The organism is Krasilnikoviella flava (assembly GCF_900167525.1).
GTDB lineage: Bacteria > Actinomycetota > Actinomycetes > Actinomycetales > Cellulomonadaceae > Isoptericola > Isoptericola flavus.
In genome coordinates this window covers 848,055-867,574 of the sequence record NZ_FUZQ01000001.1, presented here as the reverse complement: position 1 = coordinate 867,574, position 19,520 = coordinate 848,055, and the positions used below count along the sequence as shown (strand labels likewise).

General features: G+C 73.8%; 20 protein-coding genes. 13 read left to right on the top strand and 7 right to left on the bottom strand.

Annotation, left to right across the window (positions count from 1 at the left end):
- Window positions 1-82 precede the first annotated feature (82 nt).
- Both B5Y66_RS03715 and B5Y66_RS03710 read right to left on the bottom strand, forming a co-directional pair.
- Window positions 83-898, bottom strand: coding sequence for an alpha/beta fold hydrolase (locus B5Y66_RS03715; RefSeq protein ID WP_217700709.1), 816 nt, complete (start codon window positions 896-898; stop codon window positions 83-85).
- A gap of 127 nt (window positions 899-1,025) precedes the next feature.
- Complete coding sequence (locus B5Y66_RS03710; protein ID WP_176168765.1) at window positions 1,026-1,748, bottom strand: MerR family transcriptional regulator; 723 nt, start codon at window positions 1,746-1,748, stop codon at window positions 1,026-1,028.
- A gap of 41 nt (window positions 1,749-1,789) precedes the next feature.
- Here B5Y66_RS03710 and B5Y66_RS03705 point away from each other — a divergent pair, with 41 nt between their 5' ends.
- From B5Y66_RS03705 to B5Y66_RS03665, 9 genes are all read left to right on the top strand, one after another.
- Window positions 1,790-2,254 (top strand): DUF6194 family protein, encoded by a 465-nt coding sequence (locus B5Y66_RS03705; RefSeq protein ID WP_245806901.1) that lies wholly within the window; start codon window positions 1,790-1,792, stop codon window positions 2,252-2,254.
- Between the two features lie 143 nt (window positions 2,255-2,397).
- Window positions 2,398-2,784 (top strand): GntR family transcriptional regulator, encoded by a 387-nt coding sequence (locus tag B5Y66_RS03700; RefSeq protein WP_079571092.1) that lies wholly within the window; start codon window positions 2,398-2,400, stop codon window positions 2,782-2,784.
- Window positions 2,781-3,776, top strand: coding sequence for an ATP-binding cassette domain-containing protein (locus B5Y66_RS03695; RefSeq protein WP_079571089.1), 996 nt, complete (start codon window positions 2,781-2,783; stop codon window positions 3,774-3,776). The genes B5Y66_RS03700 and B5Y66_RS03695 overlap by 4 nt, the downstream gene beginning before the upstream one ends.
- A complete protein-coding gene (locus B5Y66_RS03690) occupies window positions 3,773-4,546 on the top strand; it encodes a hypothetical protein (protein WP_079571085.1) in 774 nt (257 codons plus the stop codon). Before B5Y66_RS03695 ends, B5Y66_RS03690 begins: the two co-directional genes overlap by 4 nt.
- Window positions 4,543-5,316 (top strand): hypothetical protein, encoded by a 774-nt coding sequence (locus B5Y66_RS03685; RefSeq protein ID WP_079571082.1) that lies wholly within the window; start codon window positions 4,543-4,545, stop codon window positions 5,314-5,316. The genes B5Y66_RS03690 and B5Y66_RS03685 overlap by 4 nt, the downstream gene beginning before the upstream one ends.
- 61 nt (window positions 5,317-5,377) lie before the next feature.
- On the top strand, window positions 5,378-6,382 hold the full coding sequence (locus tag B5Y66_RS03680; protein ID WP_079571079.1) for an ABC transporter ATP-binding protein: 1,005 nt from the start codon (window positions 5,378-5,380) through the stop codon (window positions 6,380-6,382).
- Complete coding sequence (locus B5Y66_RS03675; RefSeq protein ID WP_079571077.1) at window positions 6,379-7,200, top strand: ABC transporter permease; 822 nt, start codon at window positions 6,379-6,381, stop codon at window positions 7,198-7,200. Before B5Y66_RS03680 ends, B5Y66_RS03675 begins: the two co-directional genes overlap by 4 nt.
- Window positions 7,201-7,335: 135 nt before the next feature.
- On the top strand, window positions 7,336-8,304 hold the full coding sequence (locus tag B5Y66_RS03670) for a bile acid:sodium symporter family protein (protein ID WP_079571074.1): 969 nt from the start codon (window positions 7,336-7,338) through the stop codon (window positions 8,302-8,304).
- Window positions 8,301-9,032 (top strand): glutamine amidotransferase, encoded by a 732-nt coding sequence (locus B5Y66_RS03665; protein ID WP_079571072.1) that lies wholly within the window; start codon window positions 8,301-8,303, stop codon window positions 9,030-9,032. Before B5Y66_RS03670 ends, B5Y66_RS03665 begins: the two co-directional genes overlap by 4 nt.
- A gap of 86 nt (window positions 9,033-9,118) precedes the next feature.
- Here B5Y66_RS03665 and B5Y66_RS03660 read toward each other — a convergent pair whose 3' ends face one another.
- The 3 genes from B5Y66_RS03660 to B5Y66_RS03650 form a co-directional block, all read right to left on the bottom strand.
- Complete coding sequence (locus tag B5Y66_RS03660) at window positions 9,119-11,425, bottom strand: immune inhibitor A domain-containing protein (protein WP_245806900.1); 2,307 nt, start codon at window positions 11,423-11,425, stop codon at window positions 9,119-9,121.
- A 212-nt stretch (window positions 11,426-11,637) separates the two neighbouring features.
- The gene (locus B5Y66_RS03655) at window positions 11,638-12,024 is read right to left on the bottom strand and encodes a DUF5655 domain-containing protein (protein ID WP_079571065.1); all 387 of its coding nucleotides are present in this window, start codon (window positions 12,022-12,024) and stop codon (window positions 11,638-11,640) included.
- Window positions 12,025-12,046: 22 nt separating this feature from the next.
- On the bottom strand, window positions 12,047-12,544 hold the full coding sequence (locus B5Y66_RS03650) for an NUDIX hydrolase (protein ID WP_079571063.1): 498 nt from the start codon (window positions 12,542-12,544) through the stop codon (window positions 12,047-12,049).
- Window positions 12,545-12,926: 382 nt separating this feature from the next.
- Between B5Y66_RS03650 and B5Y66_RS03645 the strand changes: the two genes are divergently transcribed.
- Window positions 12,927-13,994, top strand: coding sequence for a 3-deoxy-7-phosphoheptulonate synthase (locus tag B5Y66_RS03645; RefSeq protein ID WP_245806899.1), 1,068 nt, complete (start codon window positions 12,927-12,929; stop codon window positions 13,992-13,994).
- 63 nt (window positions 13,995-14,057) lie between these two features.
- Here B5Y66_RS03645 and B5Y66_RS03640 read toward each other — a convergent pair whose 3' ends face one another.
- Window positions 14,058-15,041, bottom strand: coding sequence for a type IV toxin-antitoxin system AbiEi family antitoxin domain-containing protein (locus B5Y66_RS03640; RefSeq protein WP_139820698.1), 984 nt, complete (start codon window positions 15,039-15,041; stop codon window positions 14,058-14,060).
- Window positions 15,042-15,321: 280 nt separating this feature from the next.
- Here B5Y66_RS03640 and B5Y66_RS03635 point away from each other — a divergent pair, with 280 nt between their 5' ends.
- Complete coding sequence (locus B5Y66_RS03635) at window positions 15,322-15,894, top strand: sigma-70 family RNA polymerase sigma factor (protein ID WP_245806898.1); 573 nt, start codon at window positions 15,322-15,324, stop codon at window positions 15,892-15,894.
- Window positions 15,887-16,636 carry an anti-sigma factor gene (locus B5Y66_RS03630; RefSeq protein ID WP_139820696.1) on the top strand — a complete coding sequence of 250 codons (750 nt, stop codon included), beginning with the start codon at window positions 15,887-15,889 and terminating at the stop codon, window positions 16,634-16,636. Before B5Y66_RS03635 ends, B5Y66_RS03630 begins: the two co-directional genes overlap by 8 nt.
- 126 nt (window positions 16,637-16,762) lie before the next feature.
- On the opposite strand, the gene B5Y66_RS03625 is transcribed toward B5Y66_RS03630, so the two are convergent.
- Window positions 16,763-17,449 carry a fasciclin domain-containing protein gene (locus B5Y66_RS03625; RefSeq protein WP_079571053.1) on the bottom strand — a complete coding sequence of 229 codons (687 nt, stop codon included), beginning with the start codon at window positions 17,447-17,449 and terminating at the stop codon, window positions 16,763-16,765.
- A 128-nt stretch (window positions 17,450-17,577) separates the two neighbouring features.
- Here B5Y66_RS03625 and B5Y66_RS03620 point away from each other — a divergent pair, with 128 nt between their 5' ends.
- A complete protein-coding gene (locus tag B5Y66_RS03620) occupies window positions 17,578-19,425 on the top strand; it encodes a cytochrome c biogenesis protein DipZ (protein WP_079571051.1) in 1,848 nt (615 codons plus the stop codon).
- Window positions 19,426-19,520 lie beyond the last annotated feature (95 nt).

Here is a 19,520-nt window from a genome sequence, read left to right as displayed (position 1 = left end):
CGTGCCCCGTGCTTTCCGGCCCGCGCTGTCCCGCCTGTGCTGTCCGGGCCGTGCCGGCGGAGGCGCCGCGGGGGAGCCGGCCTCAGGCGGCGCCGTCGAGGACCAGCCGGGTGGCGCCCTGCGGGTCCTCGAGCATGGCCACGTGCCCGACCCCGGCCAGGTACGCGACCCTGGCGCCGGGCACGGCCTCGTACCGGTGCGCCGACGCCGGGTCCCAGCGCGGGTCCGCGTCACCGAAGACCACCAGCAGCGGCGCGCCGACCGCGGTGAGACGCTCGGGCAGGCTCCGAGCCGCGAGGTAGTCCTCGTAGCCGGCCATGATCTGCCGGAAGTCGCGGTACCGCGTGCGGCGCACGTCGGCGAGGAAGTCGTCGGGCACGTCGACCGGTCGCGCGGCCACCGAGCGGATCCCGCGGCGCAGCATCCCCGGGGTGCGCAGCGGCCAGAGCAGCGGCCCGAACGGCCGCCCCACGAGGAAGCGGACGACCGCCGCCTCCGGAAGCTTCGCGTCCGGGGCAGGCCCGGTGCTCAGCAGGACCAGCGAGCCGACCAGGTCCGGACGACGCTCGGCGAGCGCCGTCGCGACGTACCCGCCGCTGGAGTGACCGACCACCCGCAGACGGGGCATGCCCAGCTCGTCGACGAGCCCCGCGACCCGGTCCGCCTGCGCGGGCACGTCGTACGCGGGCGCAGGCGCCGAGCGCCCGCACCCGGGCAGGTCGATCGCGACGACGCGGTGCACCGCGTCGAGGCCCGGCACCATCGGCGACCAGCTGGCCGCCGTCGCGCCCGAGCCGTGCACGAGCAGCAGCGGCAGAGCGTCGGGCGGCCCGTCGACGACGACGTGGATGCCGCGGACGATCGCGTCGCGGTGGGCCCCCGGCGCGGAATCCCTCACGCTCCCAGCATCCACGGTTCCGTTCCGCTCGCCGGGCGGTGCTCGGTCGCCCTCCCTCTCCAGGACAGGCGTCGGACCGGTCCGGGCGCGCCGTCGGCACTTCCCCCGGAGCGTGCCACGGGGCGGATCAGGCCGGCTCGGCCTCCGGCTCGCCGACGTCGTCCAGCACGGCGGCAAGGTCCGCCCCGGCCCGCAGCAGCGCCACCGACCGGGTCGCGATCTGGTCCAGCCGCGACTGCAGGGCGTGCTCGGCGTCCGGGCTCCGGCCCAGTCCCCGCCACGTCGCGACGACGCGGTGCAGCGCGGGGATGCCGTACCCCGCCGACCGGAGCACGGCGACCACGCGGGCCGTGGCGACGGTGCGCCTGTCGTAGACGCGGGCGCGGAGGGAGCCGACCCGTTCCGGGGCCAGGAGTCCCTCGGACTCCCAGTGGCGCAGGGTCGAGGTGCGCACCCCGAGGGCGTCGGCCAGCTCGGTGATCGTCAGCATGCCGCCGGCCGAGGGGGCGGTCGGCTCCGCCCGGATCGCGTCGAGCGCGTCGAGCGCCTGGAGGGTCTGGGCACGCTCGGCGGCGAGCCCTGCGTGGAGCTGGGTGACCGCGGCCGCGGCGTCCGCGACGGCTGCACCCTGGAGCGCGGTCATCGTCCGACGCGCGACGGCGGGCCCGACAGCGGCGGCGAGGCCCCGGTAGGCGCGGACGGCCCGGACATGGCGGGCGTCGTAGGTGCGGTACCCGTTCGGCGCGCGGACGGCGGGCGGGACGACGCCGAGCCGCTCGAGGTCACGCACCTGCTGCACGGAGTAGTCGGTCGCCCGCGCGACGTCCACGGTCCGCAGCGGACGGTCCATCCTCACACCCCACAGAAGCACTTGAAGGTCACGCTTGAACCATGAGCAACGACACGAGTATGGGTCAGATCATCGCGGCCGTGCGAGACCTCGAGGGGGTGCTCGTCCTCGAACCGCGCCCCGGTGACGGCACGCCGGAGATCGCGTGGGGCGACGCGTTCTTCTACTACGCGCCCGACGGGCAGGTGCCGACCACCGGGCAGCCGTACGGCACGGTCGTCACCAAGAACTACCCGGACGACGTCGGCTGCGACCTCGACCGGCCCGACCGGTGGCGGGTCAACGTTCACGTCGGCCGCGACCGGTTGTCCGAGCTCGTGCAGGGCCGGGCGCCGGAGGGCGCCGTCGTCCTCGACGCCTTCCTCCCGCACCCGCTGTACGGGGACCTGGGGTGGGTGTGCGTCGTGAACCCGGGAGCGAGCACGACCGGGGCGGTCCTGGACCTGCTGCGCGAGGCGCACGACGCGGCCCGGGGGCGTGCCGAGCGCCGGCGGTCGCTCGGGTGACGGACCTGAACTACCTCGCCGGGACCTGAACTACCTCGCCGGGATCTCAACTACCTCGCGGGGGTTGCGCGCGAGCGTGGGTCTATGGTTCATTAGTCGAGTAATGAACCCCAGAACTACTGAACCTGCGTGAGGAGGCCCGCGTGTTCGACGGTCCCGAACCGATCTACGTGCAGATCGCCCGCATGATCCGTGCGCAGGTGCTCGCCGGTGAGCTCGCCGAGGAGGAGCAGGTCATGTCCACCACCCAGTTCGCCACGACGTTCCGCATCAACCCCGCCACCGCCGCCAAGGCCTTCACCGGCCTGGTGGACGAGGGCGTCCTGTACAAGCGCCGCGGACTGGGCATGTTCGTCGCCCCCGGGGCGCGCGAGCGGCTGCTGGACGAGCACCGCAAGGCCTACTTCGACGAGGTGCTCGCCCCGGCGCTCGCACAGGCCGACCTGCTCGGCATCTCGACCGACGAGCTCGTCTCCTACGTCCTCGGCACCAACGGCCACCGGCCCACGACCACCACGGAGGAGTCATGACCCCCGCACCCTTCGGCGCCCGTCTCGACGACGTCGTCGTCCGGTTCGGAGCGCAGCGCCGCCTGACGGCGGAAGGCAGCACCATCAAGGACGAGGGCGGCACGGCGCTGGACGGCGTCACGCTCGACCTGCGCCCCGGCGTCATCACCGGCATCCTCGGCCGCAACGGCGCCGGGAAGTCCACGCTGCTCTCGCTCCTCGCGGCGTTCAACCGGCCCACGGAGGGCACCGTCCGTGTCGGCGCGGGCGACCTCCTGGAGGAGCCCTGGGAGAACCCGTGGGTCACCGCCAACGTGCAGTTCGTGCGCGAGAGCGGCGACCTCATGGACGACGAGCGCGTGTCCGAGACGTTCAAGTACTACGCGGACCTGCGCCCCTACTGGGACGCCGACCTCGCCGGCCGGCTGCTCGACACGTTCGAGATCCAGCCCCGCAAGAAGCCGACGCAGCTCTCGCGCGGCAAGCGGTCCGCCGTCGGCGCCACCATCGGCCTCGCGGCCCGCGCGCCGCTGACGATCCTCGACGAGGTCTACCTCGGCATGGACGCCCCCACCCGGTACGCGTTCTACGACGAGATCCTCGCCGACTACGCCGAGCACCCCCGCACCATCCTGCTGTCCAGCCACCTGGTGGAGGAGGTCGAGCGCCTCTTCGAGGACGTCGTCGTCCTGCACCGCGGCCGGGTGCTCCTGGCCGAGCCGGCCGAGGAGATGCAGTCCCGCGGGTTCAGCCTCACCGGCCCGGTCGCGGCCGTGGACGAGCTGGCCCGCGGCCGGCGCGAGCTGCACCGGCAGCGCCTCGGCGCCACCGTGCAGGTCACCCTCGAGGGCGCGCCCGACGACGGCGCGACGGCCGGGGCGCGCGCCGCCGGCGTCGAGATCGGGTCGCTGCCGCTGCAGGACCTGTTCGTCCGCCTCACCCAGGACGGCGGGTCCGGCGCGTCCTCCACCGCCGCGGAGGCGGGCACGAGCGCGAGGGAGGGCCGGCGATGAGCGCGTCCGTCGTGACCCGCGCCGACCGCGACGCGTTCGTGGCCCGGGCACGGTCCCGCGCCACCCGTCGGGTCGCGCGCTCCGTGGGCTCGGCGACGCTCGTCATCGGCGGGATCTTCTGGAGCATCTTCCTCGTGGTCACCGTGGCGGTGCCGCTGATCGTCCGCCAGGCCGGCGGCGTGATGGGCGGCGGCGTCATGACGGGCGCCGAGTACGCCGCGCCCTGGTTCGGGCTCTCGCTCGGCATGATCGCCCTCGCGTCGCTCGTGGTCCCACACGTCGCCGCGGGCGGCACCAGGAGGTCGCTGTTCGTCGGCGGGCTCGTCGCGGCGCTGGTCGCCGGCGTCGCGTACGGGGCGGTCTACGGGCTGCTGCTGCTCGTCGAGCGGGGCGTCTTCGGGGCGCTCGGCTGGGAGTGGGCCCAGCTCGGCAGCGGCCTGACCGGCGGGCCGTGGGCCGTCGTGAGCGCCGCCGCGGGGGCGATCGCGGTCGCCGTGTACATGCTCGTCGGGATGGCCGCCCAGGCCGCGTACCGCACCTTCGGGGTCTGGCAGGGCACCCTGCTGCTCCTGCCCGGCCTGGCGCTGCTCGTCCTCGTCGACCACGCCACGCGCAGCGGCGCGTTCGCCGACGCGTTCGGCGGCCTCGGCCTGGGCCCCGACGACCTGCCCGCCGCCCTCGGTCTCCTGCAGGCCCTGGTCGCGCTGGCCCTGGCGGCCGGCTGGCTGTGGTGGCAGCTGCGGATCCTTCGCCTGAGGCCGACCCGGTGAGCGCCGTGACCGCGACGACCTCCACCGGGCCGGAGGCGCCCGCCCGCGTCCGCCAGCGCGCCGCGACCCGGGCCGCCCGCCGGAGGTTCCTCCGCACGCTGCTGGTCGCCGGCGCCTGGTTCTGGGCGTGCTGGGCCCTGCTGGTGCTCAGCCTCCCGCTGATCGTCGAGCGCTGGGGCGGCGAGGCGGACGGCCTCACCTACGACGCCGCCGGAGGGCCGGTGCGCTGGGTGGCGTTCGCCGTCGGCGTCATCGTCACGGTGGGCACGCTCACCGTGCACGTCGCCGCCGGCGGCACCCGCCGGTCGTTCGTCGAGGGCGGGCTGCGGGCCGCCGCGATCACCGGGCCGGTGCTCGGCGCCCTGGCCGTGGCCCTCACGTTTGCCGAGCGTGCCGTCTACGCGGACCTCGACCGGTACTGGCAGGGGCCCGCCGCGCCCTTGGGCATCGACTCCCCGACGGGCGTCGTGGTCCAGGTGGTGGGGGAGGCGCTCGTCGTCGTGACCTACCTGCTCGTCGGGATCGCGGTCGTCGCCGGCTACCGGCGGGCGGGGGCGTGGCGCGGCTCCCTGCTCGTCGTCCCGCTGCTCGTCCCCTGCGCGCTGGCCGACCTCGCCACCCGCACCGGCCTGTTCGGCATCCCGCTGCGCGGCGGGTACGACGACGTCGCGCTCGGCGTCGTCGGGGCCGTCGGCGGCACGCTCGTCGCCGCGGCCCTGGCCGCGGTCGTCGCCTCCCGGATGCTCCGGCAGGTCCCGTGCCGCCCCTGAGCCCCACCGACCGCACGACCCCGCACCACCCACCTATCCGCACCAGCGAAGGAGGCCCGTGATGGCCGAACCCATCGTGGAGGTCAGAAACCTCCGCAAGACGTACGGACCGAAGGTCGCCGTCGACGACGTGTCGTTCGCGGTCGAGCGCGGCGAGATCTTCGGCATCCTCGGCCCCAACGGGGCCGGCAAGACCACGACCGTCGAGACGCTGGCCGGCCTGCGGCAGGCCGACGGCGGCACCGTGCGCGTGCGCGGCGTCGACACCCAGCGCGACCCGGCAGCCGTCCGCGACGTCCTGGGCGTGCAGCTCCAGGAGGCGGCGCTGCACGACAAGATCACCGTGAGCGAGGCGCTGAACCTGTTCGCCGGGTTCTACGCCGATCCCGCGGACCCGGACGAGCTCTTGGCGATGCTCGACCTCACACCGCACGCCGACCGCCGGTTCGCCAAGCTGTCCGGCGGGCAGAAGCAGCGCCTGTCGATCGCGCTCGCGCTGATCGGCAACCCGGAGATCGCCATCCTCGACGAGCTCACCACCGGCCTCGACCCGCAGGCCCGGCGCACCACCTGGGAGCTCGTGGAGCGCGTGCGGGCCACGGGCGTCACCATCCTGCTCGTCACGCACTTCATGGAGGAGGCCGAGCGCCTCTGCGACCGGCTCGTCATCATCGACGCCGGGAACGTCGTCGCCGAGGGCACGCCCCAGGAGCTGATCGACGGCCTCGAGGGCGGGCGCACCGTCGTCGTGCGGTTCGCCCCGCAGGACGTCGAGCGCGGGCGCCGTGAGCTCGCCGTCCTCGCCGACCGGGACGCCGAGGTCGAGGGCGTGGCTCCGGTCGACGGGTCCGACACGGAGATCGCCGTGACGGGCACGCGCCGGGTGCTGTTCTCCCTGGTCCCGGCGCTCGCCGCCGCCGACCTCGTGCCCGACGACGTCCGTACCGTCACCCGGTCGCTCGAGGACGTGTTCCTCGCCCACACGGGGCGCGCCTACCTCCCAGGGGCCGACGACGCCGGCGCGCCCACCGACACCACCCTGATCACCGAAGGAGCCCGGTCATGACCGCCGCCACCGTCACCACCGCCCCCACGCGGGTGCGACCGTCCGGCGCCGGGTGGCGCGGGTTCGGGCGCCTGCTGCGCACCGAGGCCACGGTCTGGTTGCGTGACTCGGCGTCCGTGTTCTTCGGGATCCTCTTCCCCACGGTGCTCCTCGTCGGCGTCGGGTTCGGCATCCCGGGGATGCGGGAGCCGATGACCGACGACGTCCCGCCGGACTCGATCTGGTACGGCGTGACGCCGATCGCGACGTATCTGCCCACCGTGCTCGCCATGGCGGTCGGCACGCTCGCGATCCTGTCGCTGCCGGTCACCTTCGCGACCTTCCGCGACAAGGGCGTGCTGCGTCGGCTGTCCACGACGCCGATGCGGCCGCAGGCGATCATCGTGGCGCACCTGGTCATCAACGTCGCCACCACGTTCGTCGGGGTGGCGCTGGCCCTCACGGTGGCGCAGCTGGCGTTCGGCATCGTGCGGCCCGAGCAGCTCGGCGTCGTCGTCGGCGCGTTCCTGCTGGGGATGCTCTCGCTGTTCTCGCTGGGCATGCTCCTGTCCGCGGTGGTGAACAAGCCCTCGACGGCGAACGCCGTCGCCTCCCTCGTCTACTTCCCGCTGCTGTTCCTCGCGGGGCTGTGGACGCCGGGCCCGATCATGCCGGACGTCGTGCGGCAGATCGGCCAGTTCACCCCGATGGGCGCCGCCGCGCAGGCGATGGACACCGGCTGGTTCGGCGAGGGGTTCCCGATGCTGCAGTTCGTCGTGATGGCGGCGTGGACGGTGGTGCTGCTGCCCCTGTCGGTGCGGCTGTTCCGCTGGGCGTGACCACCCCGGTGGTCGAGCCGCTACCCGGCGGTTGAGCCTGTCGAAACCCCGACGTCGGGGTTTCGACAGGCTCAACCGCCGGCGTGGGGGTTCGACGGGCTCAACCCCGGGCGCGCGGGGGTAGGGTCCCTGCCCATGCGCAGAGTTGCAGAGCTCGTGGGTCAGTGGTTCGCCGTGCTCGTCCTGCTCGGAGCGGTCGCCGGGCTCGTCGCGCCGGACACGTTCGCGCCGCTGGCGGCGCACGTCCCGCTGCTGCTGGGCATCATCATGTTCGGCATGGGGCTGACCCTGACGGGTCAGGACTTCGCGCTCGTCGCCAAGCGCCCCGGGGCCGTCGTCATCGGGGTCGTCGCCCAGTACACGATCATGCCCGCTCTGGCGTGGGCGATCGGGCACCTGTTCGGGCTCGAGGGCGAGGCGATGATCGGGATGATCCTCGTCGGCGCCGCGCCCGGCGGCACGGCGTCGAACGTCATCGTCTACCTCGCCAAGGGCGACACCGCCCTGTCCGTCGCGCTCACGACGGTCTCGACCCTCCTGGCGCCCTTGCTCACCCCCGCCCTCGTGCTGTGGCTGGCGGGCACCGACCTGGACGTCACCTACGGCTCCCTCGTGACCTCGATCGCCCAGGTGGTGCTGTTCCCCGTGATCGCCGGGCTCCTGGTGCGCACGTTCGCAGGGCGGCTCGTCGAGCGCTACATGCTGCCGTACCTGCCCCTGGTGTCCGTGCTCGGGATCGTCGTGGTCGTGGCCGGGATCGTCGGGGCGAACGCCGACGCCGTCCTGAGCACCGGCCTGCTGGTCGCCCTCGCCGTCATCGTGCACAACTGCGCCGGGCTGCTGCTCGGGTACGGCGCGGCCGCCGCCGTCCGGTTCGACGAGCCCGCACGCCGCGCGGTGAGCGTCGAGGTGGGGATGCAGAACTCCGGCCTGGCGGCCAGCCTCGCCACCACGTACTTCAGCCCGGCCGCCGCGCTGCCCGCCGCGCTGTTCTCGGTGTGGCACAACGTCTCGGGCTCGGTGCTCGCGTCGTACTGGGCTCGCCGCCCCGTCGTGGCGGACGACCGGCGGGCCGCCGAAGGCGCGTCTACCCTGCAGCCGTGAGGCCGTTCCTCTTCCTCGGTACCCGCGCGGAGGACGTCGCGGCCGACGGCGAGTACGACGCCGTGCTGCGCTACTCCGGGCTGGCCGCCACGTCCCTGCGGCGCGTGCGCCTCGAGCGCGAGCCGCTGCCGCGCGTCGACCCGGACGAGCTGTCCGGGGTGATCGTCGGCGGCGGGCCGTTCAACTCCAGCGACCCCGAGGACGAGAAGTCCGCCGTCCAGCACCGCGTGGAGCGGGAGATGGCGGCCCTGCTCGACGACCTGGTGGACCGCGACTTCCCGTTCCTCGGCGCCTGCTACGGCGTCGGCACGCTCGGCACCCACCAGGGCGGCGTGGTCGACCGCACGTACTCCGAGCCGGTCGGGCCGGCCGAGATCGAGCTGACCCCCGAGGGCCTCGCCGACCCGCTGCTGGCCGGGGTCCCGGCCCGGTTCACGGCGTACCTGGGCCACAAGGAGGCCGTGCGCGAGCTGCCGCCGTCGGCCACCCTGCTCGCCCGCTCCGCCGACGCGCCGGTGCAGATGTTCCGCGTGCGCCGGAACCTGTACGCCACGCAGTTCCACCCGGAGCTGGACCTGGCCGGCATCGAGCTGCGGGTCGAGGTGTACCGGACGTACGGGTACTTCCCGCCCGAGGAGGGCGACCGCATCGTCGCCCGGTCCCGCGAGCACCGGGTCACCGCGCCGATGCGCATCCTGCGGAACTTCGTGGACCGCTACACCCGCTGACCCCGGACGCCGGTCGAGCCTGTCGAAACCGGGTTTCGACAGGCTCGACCAGCGGTGGTTCCGACAGGCTCCCCGGCGGAGGGTGGTCAGCCCTTCGTGCGGGGCGTGGTGACGTCCACCGTCATCACGCCGTTCTTGCCGTTCACGGCCTTCACGGCGATCTTCGTGCCCGTGCCGCCGACGACGACCGACCCGCCCGGGTTGGACTCGTCGTAGTACGCGTACGGGTCCTTGTCGTTGAAGACGTTCTCCGCCTTCTCCTTCCACGTCCGCAGCGTCGTCATGCCCGCCGCCGTCTCCCGGTGCAGGGTGAACGCGTCGGACTTGCCGAGGCCGAACGTCGCGTCGAACGCCTGGATGCGGTTGCGGGCGAGCGTGCCGTCCGACCACCGCAGCGCCTGCGCGTTCGCGTCCACCGGCAGGGCCTGACCGCCGCCCGGGTGCCTGGACGTGTTGTTGTCGCCGTAGAAGCTGTTCGCGTACCAGACCAGCAGGCCGTCCTGGTACGGGTAGTGCTCCACGGTGTTCGGCTTCGTGGCGGTCCAGCCGAAGTTGTACGGCCCGGTCTTCAGGGTCGCGTCGTAGCCGGCGTACTGCCGGTTCTCGGCCACGTAGTAGTGCGAGAACTCGACCTCGTACGTGCCGTCCGCCCCGATGAGGCTGAAGCCGTCGTTGGTCCAGCCCTCGAAGCCGTCGGCGAAGTCCTCCGTGAGGACGTCACCCACGGCGACGTCGTCGACGACGAAGCCGGTCTCGTTGACGCCGCCGTCGCTCGCGTAGCGGAACCGGACCTGGGCCTCCTGGCCGGCGTGGTCGGTCAGGTCGGCCGTGAGGTCGACCCAGCCGTCGGAGGTCCCCGAGATGCCGCCCTTCGCGTCGGCGTCCGACAGGTTGGTCGGCAGCACCGCCCACGACGACCCGCCGTCCGTGGAGATCTCCGCGTACGCGTAGTCGTAGTCGAGCTCGATGTCGTACCAGGCCTTCGCGGTGAGCGACGCGCCGTCCGGCACTGTGAACGCCGGGGAGGTCAGGGTCGAGCTGAGGTTGTTGCCCGTGCCCGAGTACGCGAACTCGCCGTCCTGCGGGTCGATACCGAGGTCGACGTCCTTGACGCCGTCCGGCAGGTTGACCACCACGGCCTGCGGATTGGTGGTGGCGTGGAACGACGGGCCGAGCTTGACCGTGGCCCGCTCGCCCGGCTCGACGGTCTCGTAGTCGAGCCAGCCCAGGAACATCTTCTCCGTGGCGCCCATGTGGTTCGGCGTGGTGCCGATGGTCCCGTCGCCGTGACCCAGCCAGGAGCCGGAGCTCATGAGGTTCCAGAACCCGGTGCCGTTCTCTCCGCCCGCGGTGTCGTAGTAGTCGGGCAGGCCGAGGTCGTGGCCGAACTCGTGCGCGAAGACGCCGAGGCCGCCGTTCTCCGGCTCCGTGGTGTAGTCCCGGATCCAGAGGTCGGAGTCGCCGATCTTGATGCCGCCCACCTTCGGGAAGCCGGCGGGGCCGTCGGTGCCCTCGCCGGCCTGGTTGACCGCCCACCGGTGCGACCAGATGGCCGACTCCGGCGCGCCGGCCTCCTCGCCCTCGCCGGCGTGGATCGCCTGGAAGTGGTCGATGTAGCCGTCGGCCTCGTCGAAGACGCCGTCGCCGTCCAGGTCGTAGCGGTCCCAGACGTCGAACGACTGCAGGTACTCGGTGATCTCCTCCGCCGTCTTGCCCTGGGCGACCTGGTCCGCGTACCAGGCGTCGGCGGAGTCCTGGATGAACCGCGTCATGTCCTTCTGGGACTCGCCCAGGTCCTCGCCCGTCTCCGGGTCCTTCGCGTTGGAGCCGTAGCTCGCCCCGTTGTGGGGCACCGTCACCCAGTCGGACACGTCGCCCTGCAGGTCGAACCTGCCGGAGGACATCTCGTCGTAGACGCCGGCGAACGACTCGCCGTTCTGGTCCTCCAGCCCGGTGAAGAACATCTCCTCGAAGTGCCGCTGGGAGAAGTCCTCCTCCCAGTACGTGGAGTTGTCGCTGCGCGTGGGCTCCGGGATCTCGTTGTGCACCGGCCCGTCGGGCGCGTCGGGGTAGCGGGTGTCCGGCTCGTCGCCGAACTCGACCAGGAACGTCAGCAGCTGCGCCGTCTGCTCGGTCTCGTACTCGACCCACTGGTTCTTGCCGACCTTGACGGACTTCGACGTGTTGTCGCCGGTGCCCCGGGTCGTGACCTGCGCGTCGCCCATGGCGACGCGGTCGACGGCCTCCTGCTTCAGCGCGGTGCGCTTCTCAGCCAGCGGGTCCGGGCGCAGGTCCTCCTTGACGTGCGCCGCGGGGTCGTTCGGTGGGGCGTCGGCCGCGGGCGCCGAGGACGCCGAGGCGGCGATGCCGGGCGCGAGGACGGCAGCGGTCAACAGTGCTCCCGCTACGCCGAACGCGCTGGTAGTGCGTGCTCTCACGGTTTTTCCTCCAGGGGTGTCGGAGCGACCCGGCCCTCGTGGCCGGGCACCGTCGTGCCCGGTGCGCGTCGGTGCGTCCGGGCAAACTGTGGCGGGGCACACATAACCACTTCCAGGTTTCACCCGCGCGACGAACAGGCGACGCGCCGGGTGCCGGGAGGCGCGGCTCAGCCCGCGGCGTCGTACGCCTCCCGCACCCAGGCGGCGACCTGGTCGTCCAGCTCGTCCGGGTCGTGCACCTCGACGTGGTGCGTCCACGCGCTCGACGTCGGGTGCGCGACCTGCTTCACGCGGGGGGAGCGGTCCTCCCGGTCGAGGACGAACGAGACGACGGCGGGCACGTCGACGTGGTCGCGCAGGCCCGCCCACGGGGGCCAGACGAACGCGAACCCGCGGCGACGGCGGAACGCGACCTGCGTCTTCGTGGTGCGCGTCTCGACGTCGTCCCCCGTGACCTCGGCGACGAGGTCCGCGAACGCCCGGCAGACCGCCAGGCCCGCGGGGGAGTGGGCGAACAGCTCCTCGGGGGTGGAGGGCGTGGCGGGGGTCGGCACGGGCGTTCTCCTCTCGGGGCGGTCAGCGCACGAAGAACGGGGAGCCGGAGCCGGCGGCCAGCCAGCCGAGGGCGTGGCCGACGCGCTCGGCCGAGGACGGCGCCAGGTCGGGCGGCACGTCGTCGGGCGCGAACCACGCGACGTCGGTGGACTCGTCGTCGGCGACGTGCGCCCTCGCGGCGGACTCCGGGCTCGCGGCCCGGCACAGGAAGCACAGGTCGAGGTACTGCGACCGGTCCCCGTTCGGGTACTCGACGGGCGAGGTGACGGTCACGGCCACGAGCGCGTCGACGACGACGTCGACGCCCGTCTCCTCGAGCACCTCGCGCGCCAGCCCGACGGCGGGGTCCTCGCCCGGTTCGAGGATGCCGGACACCACCGCCCACAAGCCGTTGTCGGCGCGGCGGCCGAGCAGCAGGCGGCCGTCGTCGTCGAGCACGACGGCGGACACACCCGGCAGCCACAGCAGGTCGTGGCCGACGTGGGAGCGCAGGGCGGCGACGAAGCCGGGGACGGGCATGCGTCGACACTACGAGGGTCCGCCCGATGCCGCCGGACCGGATGCTGGACGGGAGTGGACGGATGCGGGGAGCGGGACGTACCGTCGTGGCCGTGAACATCCGTTGGTATTGGCGCTTTACGCCGGCTCCGGTAGGAGCTCGGCGGGCTGACGCCTGACCGACACCCACTCCGGAGCCAGCACAGGGCCTGGGACGCTGCATGCGTCCGGGCCCTTCGTCGTCAGACGGGCCGCTCCGGTCGGGCATGGACCACGGTTCGACGACGACGCCGAGCCTCCACCCGACCGCCCCGCCGCCGACACCCTCCAGGAGCCACCGATGACCACCGCCGCCACCCCCCGTACCGCGCCGTCCGAACCCGCCCGGCCGCATACTGACCTGATGGCAGAGACCTCCGACCTGCGCGTCCGTGCGCTCGACCCGTTGCCCGCCCCCGGCGCGATGCGGGCCGAGCTGCCGCTCGGCACCCCGCGCAGCGACCTCGTCACGACCTCCCGCCGCGAGGTGCGCGACGTCTTGCGCGGCGAGGACGACCGCCTGCTCGTCATCGTCGGCCCCTGCTCGGTGCACGACCCGGCGGCCGCGCTCGACTACGCCCGCCGCCTGGCCCCGGTCGCGCGGGAGCTGTCGGACGACCTGGTCGTCGTGATGCGGGTGTACTTCGAGAAGCCGCGCACCACGGTGGGCTGGAAGGGTCTCATCAACGACCCGCACCTGGACGGCTCGCACGACGTGCACCACGGGCTCCGCCTGGCCCGCGAGGTGCTGCTGGGCGTGCTCGACGCGGGCGTGCCCGCCGCGTGCGAGTTCCTCGAGCCCACCAGCCCGCAGTACATCGCCGACGCCGTGACCTGGGGCGCGATCGGCGCGCGCAACGCGGAGTCGCAGGTGCACCGGCAGCTCGCGTCCGGCCTGTCCATGCCCGTGGGCTTCAAGAACGCGACCGACGGCGACATCCAGATCGCGGTCGACGGCTGCATCACCGCGGCGAGCGAGCACACCTTCTTCGGGGCGGACGCCGAGGGGCGCGCGGCCGCCGTCGAGACGACCGGCAACCCGGACTGCCACGTCATCCTGCGCGGCGGGCGTGGTGGCCCGAACTACTCCGAGAAGGACGTGGCGGACGCCCTGGCGGTGGCGCGCACGTCCGGGCTCGGCGGGGCCGTGGAGGCGGGCGTCGTGGTGGACGCGTCGCACGGCAACTCCGGCAAGGACCATGTGCGCCAGGCCGAGGTGGTGCGCGAGCTCGCCGCGCGCCTGGCCGACGGCGACCGGGACGTCACCGGGCTGATGATGGAGAGCTTCCTCGTCGCCGGGGCGCAGAAGCCCGGCCCGCTCGACGGGCTCGTCTACGGGCAGTCCGTCACCGACAAGTGCCTCGACTGGGACACCACGGCCGACCTCCTCGGCACCCTCGCCGCCGCCGTCCGCGCCCGCCGCGAGGCCTGAAGCCCGCGAGCGTCGTACTTCGTCGTCCTCCCGGCTCCGGAAGGCGACGAAGTACGACGCTCGTCAAGCCAACCGGAAGACGGCGCCGGGCGGCAGCGGGTTCGGCCGCCAGCCGGCGGCGCGGAGCAGGTCGGCCACCTCGAGCCCGACACGACCGAGCCACGCGTCGCGCCCGGTGAACCGGCGGACGACCGTGCGGCGGGTGACGATCCGGTTCTGCCGGTCCCTGTCGCCGTAGACCGCGGTGGGGGTCGAGTGCACGTCCCTGCCGTCGACCTCGACCAGCAGGGCAGCGCCGTCGGGCAGGCGCCACGCCAGGTCGACGCGGGCGAACGCTCGGCCGTCGCGGCCGGCCACCGCGAGCTGCAGCGTGTCGGGCGGGAAGCCGACGGCGGTGCACGACAGGCGCGCCCAGGTCTCGGCCGGCGACTCGGACCGGCCGTCGGCCTCGGCCCACCAGTCGTGAGTGCGATCGACGCCACGGTGCGTGCGGGCCCGGTCGTGGGCCTCGGAGAGCTCGTCGAGGCCGAGGTCGCGCCGGTGGAGCGCCGAGTCCATGAGCGCGACGGCATGACGGCGGTCGAGTCCGGGCACCGCCTGGGCGAGCGCGTCCGGGACGGTCGCGCACGCGAGCCCGTCGACGTCGACCCACCGCTCGAGGGGGGTCCGTCTCAGTCGGACGGGTGGGTTGTCCCTCCTCGACGTCCCGTCGGGGAACGTGACTTCCGGCCGCACGACCTGCGGTGCCCCCTGGACGCCGTGCAGCACGAGGGCGCACGTCCCGGTGGCGACCGCGCCAGGGTGGGCGAGCAGTCCGAGGACGGCGGCGCGGCGCCGCCGGTGGTCGAGAGGATGACGGCCCGTCGACAGCTGACCCGTGTCGTAGACGGCGCGGGCCACCCTCTCCCAGTCCTTCCGCCGGACGTGGATCGCGACCTGCGCGGGGGTGACGCCGTGCTCCCGGCACTGGCTCGCCGACACGAGCCCCTCTTGTCGTGCGGCGGCATGCAGCAGCCCCGCGGGGACGGGAGGGGGCAGCCGGGGCACCGTCCGAGCCCACCAGACGGACGGGAGGGAACTGCGCCGTCATCCACAGGCGCCGGTGCGCCCGACCGCGGTGCGCGCTCGAGCGATGCACCTGGTCGTTCTCCCGCCGCCGGAAGACGATGGACTCCATCGTTCGCGGGGAGTGACGGGCGGCACACGCGCCGCGCCCATCCGGACCGGCTCCCGCGTCGAACCCTTGTCGTCCCGGACCGTCCGGGACCGGACACGCGAGGAGCCGATGGCGATCGATCCGGCCGGGCCCATACGGCAGACTGACCGGGTGCCGCCCGCCATGCCGACCCCGGGGTCCGCCGACTCGGCCCTCGTGGCGTGCGTCGGCGCGGACCCCTCGGTCTTCGGGCCGGTCTACGACGCGCTCGCCCCTGTCGCGTACGGGACGTCGCTCGGCGTGCTCCGGGACCCGGACCATGCCGCGGAGGTGACCCAGGAGGTGATGGTCGAGGTGTGGCAGACCGCAGCCCGGTTCGACCCGGCGCGCGCCTCCGCGCGCACCTGGGTCGCGACGCTCGCCCGCCGGCGGGCGGTGGACCGCGTCCGCGCGGAGCAGTCCCGGCGGGACCGGGACCAGCGCGACCTCGACGCCTCGACCGGAGGCCCCGCCCACGACGTCGTCGCCGAGGACGTCGAGCGGCGGCTCGAGGGCGCGGCCGTGCGCCGCTGCCTCGACTCGCTCACGACGACCCAGCGCGAGGCGGTGGTCGAGGCGTACTACGGCGGCCGCACCTACCGCGAGGTCGCGGAGCGTCTCGGCGCGGCGCTGCCTACCGTCAAGAGCCGGATCCGGGACGGCCTCGGCCGCCTGCGCGACTGCCTGGGGGTGGCCCGTGGCTGACGACGACATGACGCGCGACGCCTGGGACCTGCTCCCCGCCTACGCGCTCGACGCGGTCGACGACCTCGAGCGCCGGGCGGTGGAACGGCTCCTCGCGTCCGACGCCGACGCCCGGCGCGCCCTCGACGAGTACCGGGACGTCGTGGCGGCGTTCGCGGTGGAGGCGGACCCGCCCGCGCAGATGCGCGACGCCGTGCTGGCCCGCCTGGCCGGCACGCCGCAGCTCGCGCCACCTCCGCAGGCTGCCCGGCAGACCGGGGGTGCCCCCGCGCCGGCACCGTCGGCGGACCGGCCGCGCCGGCGCCGATGGGGGCTGGTCGCCGCCGCGGCGGCCGCGGTGGTCGCGGTCGCCGTGCCGACCACGATCGCCGTCCAGGAGCACCGCGAGGCGGTCCGGTGGGAGGCGCAGGCGGACCGCGTGGCCCAGATGCTCGCCGACCCGGAGGCGCGCCTCGTCACGGCGCCGGTCGAGGGTGGCGGCGAGGCGACCGCCCTGGTCTCGGGCGACGACGTCCTGGTGTCCGCGGAGGGGATGCCCGATGCCGGGGAGGGGCACGACTGGCAGCTGTGGGTCGTGGCCGACGACGCTCCCGTGTCGGCCGGTCTGATGCCGGCGGCGACCGGCGGCGTGTCGCGCGCGCTCGTCGAGGGCGGCGCCGGGCACGTCGTGGCGGTGACGCTGGAGCCGGCGGGCGGCTCGGATCAGCCGACCACCGATCCCGTGCTGGCGATCGAGTCCTGACCCGGCGCGCCGGCCCGTCTCGACGTCCACCGCACGCCGATCCGCGCACGCCGAGGGCCGCCGCACCCCCTGCGTGCGGCGGCCCTACGAGCTCCGTGGGCGGACGACCGGTTCCCCGGTGCGTCGTCACATCGGCGGCATCAGCACCGAGTCGACGAGGTAGACGGTCGCGTTCTGCGTCATGACGCCACCGCAGACGACGTTCGCGTCGTTGACCTTCATCTCGTCGCCCTCGCCGGTCACCTCGACGGTGTCGCCCTGGACGGTCTCGTGCTCGCCGGCGATGTCCTCCGGCAGGATCTGGCCCGGCACCACGTGGTACGTGAGCACCGTGGTCAGCAGGTCGGCGTCGGTGGAGAGGGTGTCGAGCGTCTCCTTGTCCACCTTGCCGAACGCGTCGTCGACCGGGGCGAAGACGGTGAACTCGTCGCCGTTGAGCGTGTCGACCAGGTTGACGTCGGGGTTGAGCTCGCCGCTCACGGCCTGCGTGAGGGTCGTCAGCATCGGGTTGTTCGAGGCGGCCACGGCGACAGGGTCGGTCGACATGCCGGTGATGGAGCCGGCGCCGTCGGGCACCTGCTCGGCGTAGTCCTCGCAGCCCGGGCCGACGAGGTTCGCGGCCGGGTCGGCGGACATGTCGTCGCTCATGTCGTCCGACGGCTCGTCGGTCGCCATGGGCGACTCCTCCGTCATCGTCTCCTCGGAGGAGGACCCGGCGTCGGAACCGGAGTCGGACGAACAGGCGGCGAGCCCCAGCAGGGCCAGGGTGGCGAAGCCGGCGGCGGCGGTGCGGGTGCGGGTGCGGACGTTCATCGGTCTCTCTCCTTGCGTCGTCGCCCCTCCGGTCCCGGGGCGCTCGACCAGGGTTCGGAGTGGGCGCCCCACCGGATGGGTGTCGGGCGAGATCCCATCCGGCGGGCTCTCCGTTCCGAACGACGGGCATGGAGACTCTGGTCCTGATCGGCCTGCTCGGTGGCCTCATCACCGGCATCTCGCCGTGCATCCTGCCCATGCTGCCGGTGATCTTCTTCGCCGGCGGGGTGCAGGGCGCGCGCGACCCGGTGCTGCGGTTCGACGGGCCGACGGCGGTGCGCACGGGTGCGGGCGGGCAGGTCGAGAAGGGCGTCGCGCCGGTGGCCGGGGGAGCCGCCGTCGACCTGGCGGACCGTCCCGCCGGCCGCCGCGCGCGGTCGTGGCGCCCCTACCTCGTGATCGCCGGGCTGGTGCTGAGCTTCAGCGTCATGACGTTGCTGGGCTCGCTCGTCCTGGGCGCGCTGGGGCTGCCGCAGGACCTGCTGCGCTGGGTCGGGATCGTGCTGCTCGCGGCCCTCGGCGTCGGCATGGTCGTGCCGCGGTTCGAGGAGGTGCTGGAGCGGCCGTTCCTCCGGCTGGCCTCGCTCGGCTCCCGCCGGACCAAGGGCCGGGACAGGGGCGCGTTCCTGCTGGGCCTGGGGCTCGGGGTGCTCTACGTGCCGTGCGCGGGGCCCGTCCTGGCGGCGATCACCGTCGCCGGCGCGACGGGCGAGATCGGGCCGGGGACGGTCGTCCTCACGGTGTCGTTCGCCGTCGGGGCGGCCGTCCCGCTGCTCGTCTTCGCGCTCGCGGGCCGCCGGGTCGCCGAGCGGGTCGCGGCCTTCAGGCGCCACCAGCGCGGGATCCGCGTGACCGGGGGCGTCGTCGTCATCCTGCTCGCGGCGGCGCTGGCGCTGAACCTGCCCCAGCAGCTGCAGCGAGCCCTGCCCGACTACACGGGCGCGCTGCAGCAGCAGGTCGACGAGAACGCGTCGGTGCAGGACGCGCTCGACCTGGGCGGGATCGTCACCGACGCCAACCGGGAGCTGTCGAACTGCGCCAACGGGTCGACCGAGCTGGCCGACTGCGGCACCGCTCCGCCGCTCACCGGCATCACCCGGTGGCTCAACACCCCGGACGGCAGCGCCCTGGACCTCGCTGACCTGCGCGGCAAGGTCGTGCTGATCGACTTCTGGACGTACTCCTGCATCAACTGCCAGCGCGCCCTCCCGCACGTCACGGCCTGGTACGACGCGTACGAGGACGCCGGGCTCGAGGTGATCGGCGTGCACACGCCGGAGTTCGCGTTCGAGCGGGAGACCCGCAACGTCGTCGCCGGGGCGCGCGACCTCGGTGTGGACTACCCGATCGCGCAGGACAACTCCTACTCCACGTGGACGACGTACCGGAACCGCTACTGGCCGGCCGAGTACCTGATCGACGCGGAGGGGACCGTCCGGTACATCAAGCACGGCGAGGGCGGCTACGACGTCACCGAGCAGCACGTCCGCGACCTGCTGCGCGCCGCCGACCCCGCCGTCGAGCTCCCGCCTCCCACGGACGTCGTCGACACGACGCCGGGCGGGGAGACGACGCCCGAGACCTACCTCGCGCTGAACAAGGTGTTCAACTACTCCGGCACCCCGGAGTACGGGTCGGGCCGGGAGGCGTACGCGCACCCGGGGCGGCAGCCGCGGGACACGTTCTCGCTCGGCGGGGTCTGGGACGCCGACTTCCAGGGGGCGACGGCGGCCTCCGACGACGCCACGGTGCGGCTGGCGTACCGGTCGACCGACGTCTTCGCGGTGCTCGGGGGAGAGGGCACCGTGACCGCGCGGGTGCTCGCCCCCGACGGCGGCGTGCGCGAGGAGCACGAGGTCGACGTCAGCGGGAACCCGACCCTGTACGACGTGCTGCGCGGGGACGGTCCGACGGACGGCACCGTGGAGCTCGAGGTGCCGCAGGGCGTCTCGGTCTACACGTTCACCTTCGGCTGACGGTCGGCAGCGCGCGCGAGCGTCTCCGTCGGTCGGGAATCACCCGCGGAACCCTGACCGACAGGGACGCTCACGGCGTGCTGGGGGCCTATGCT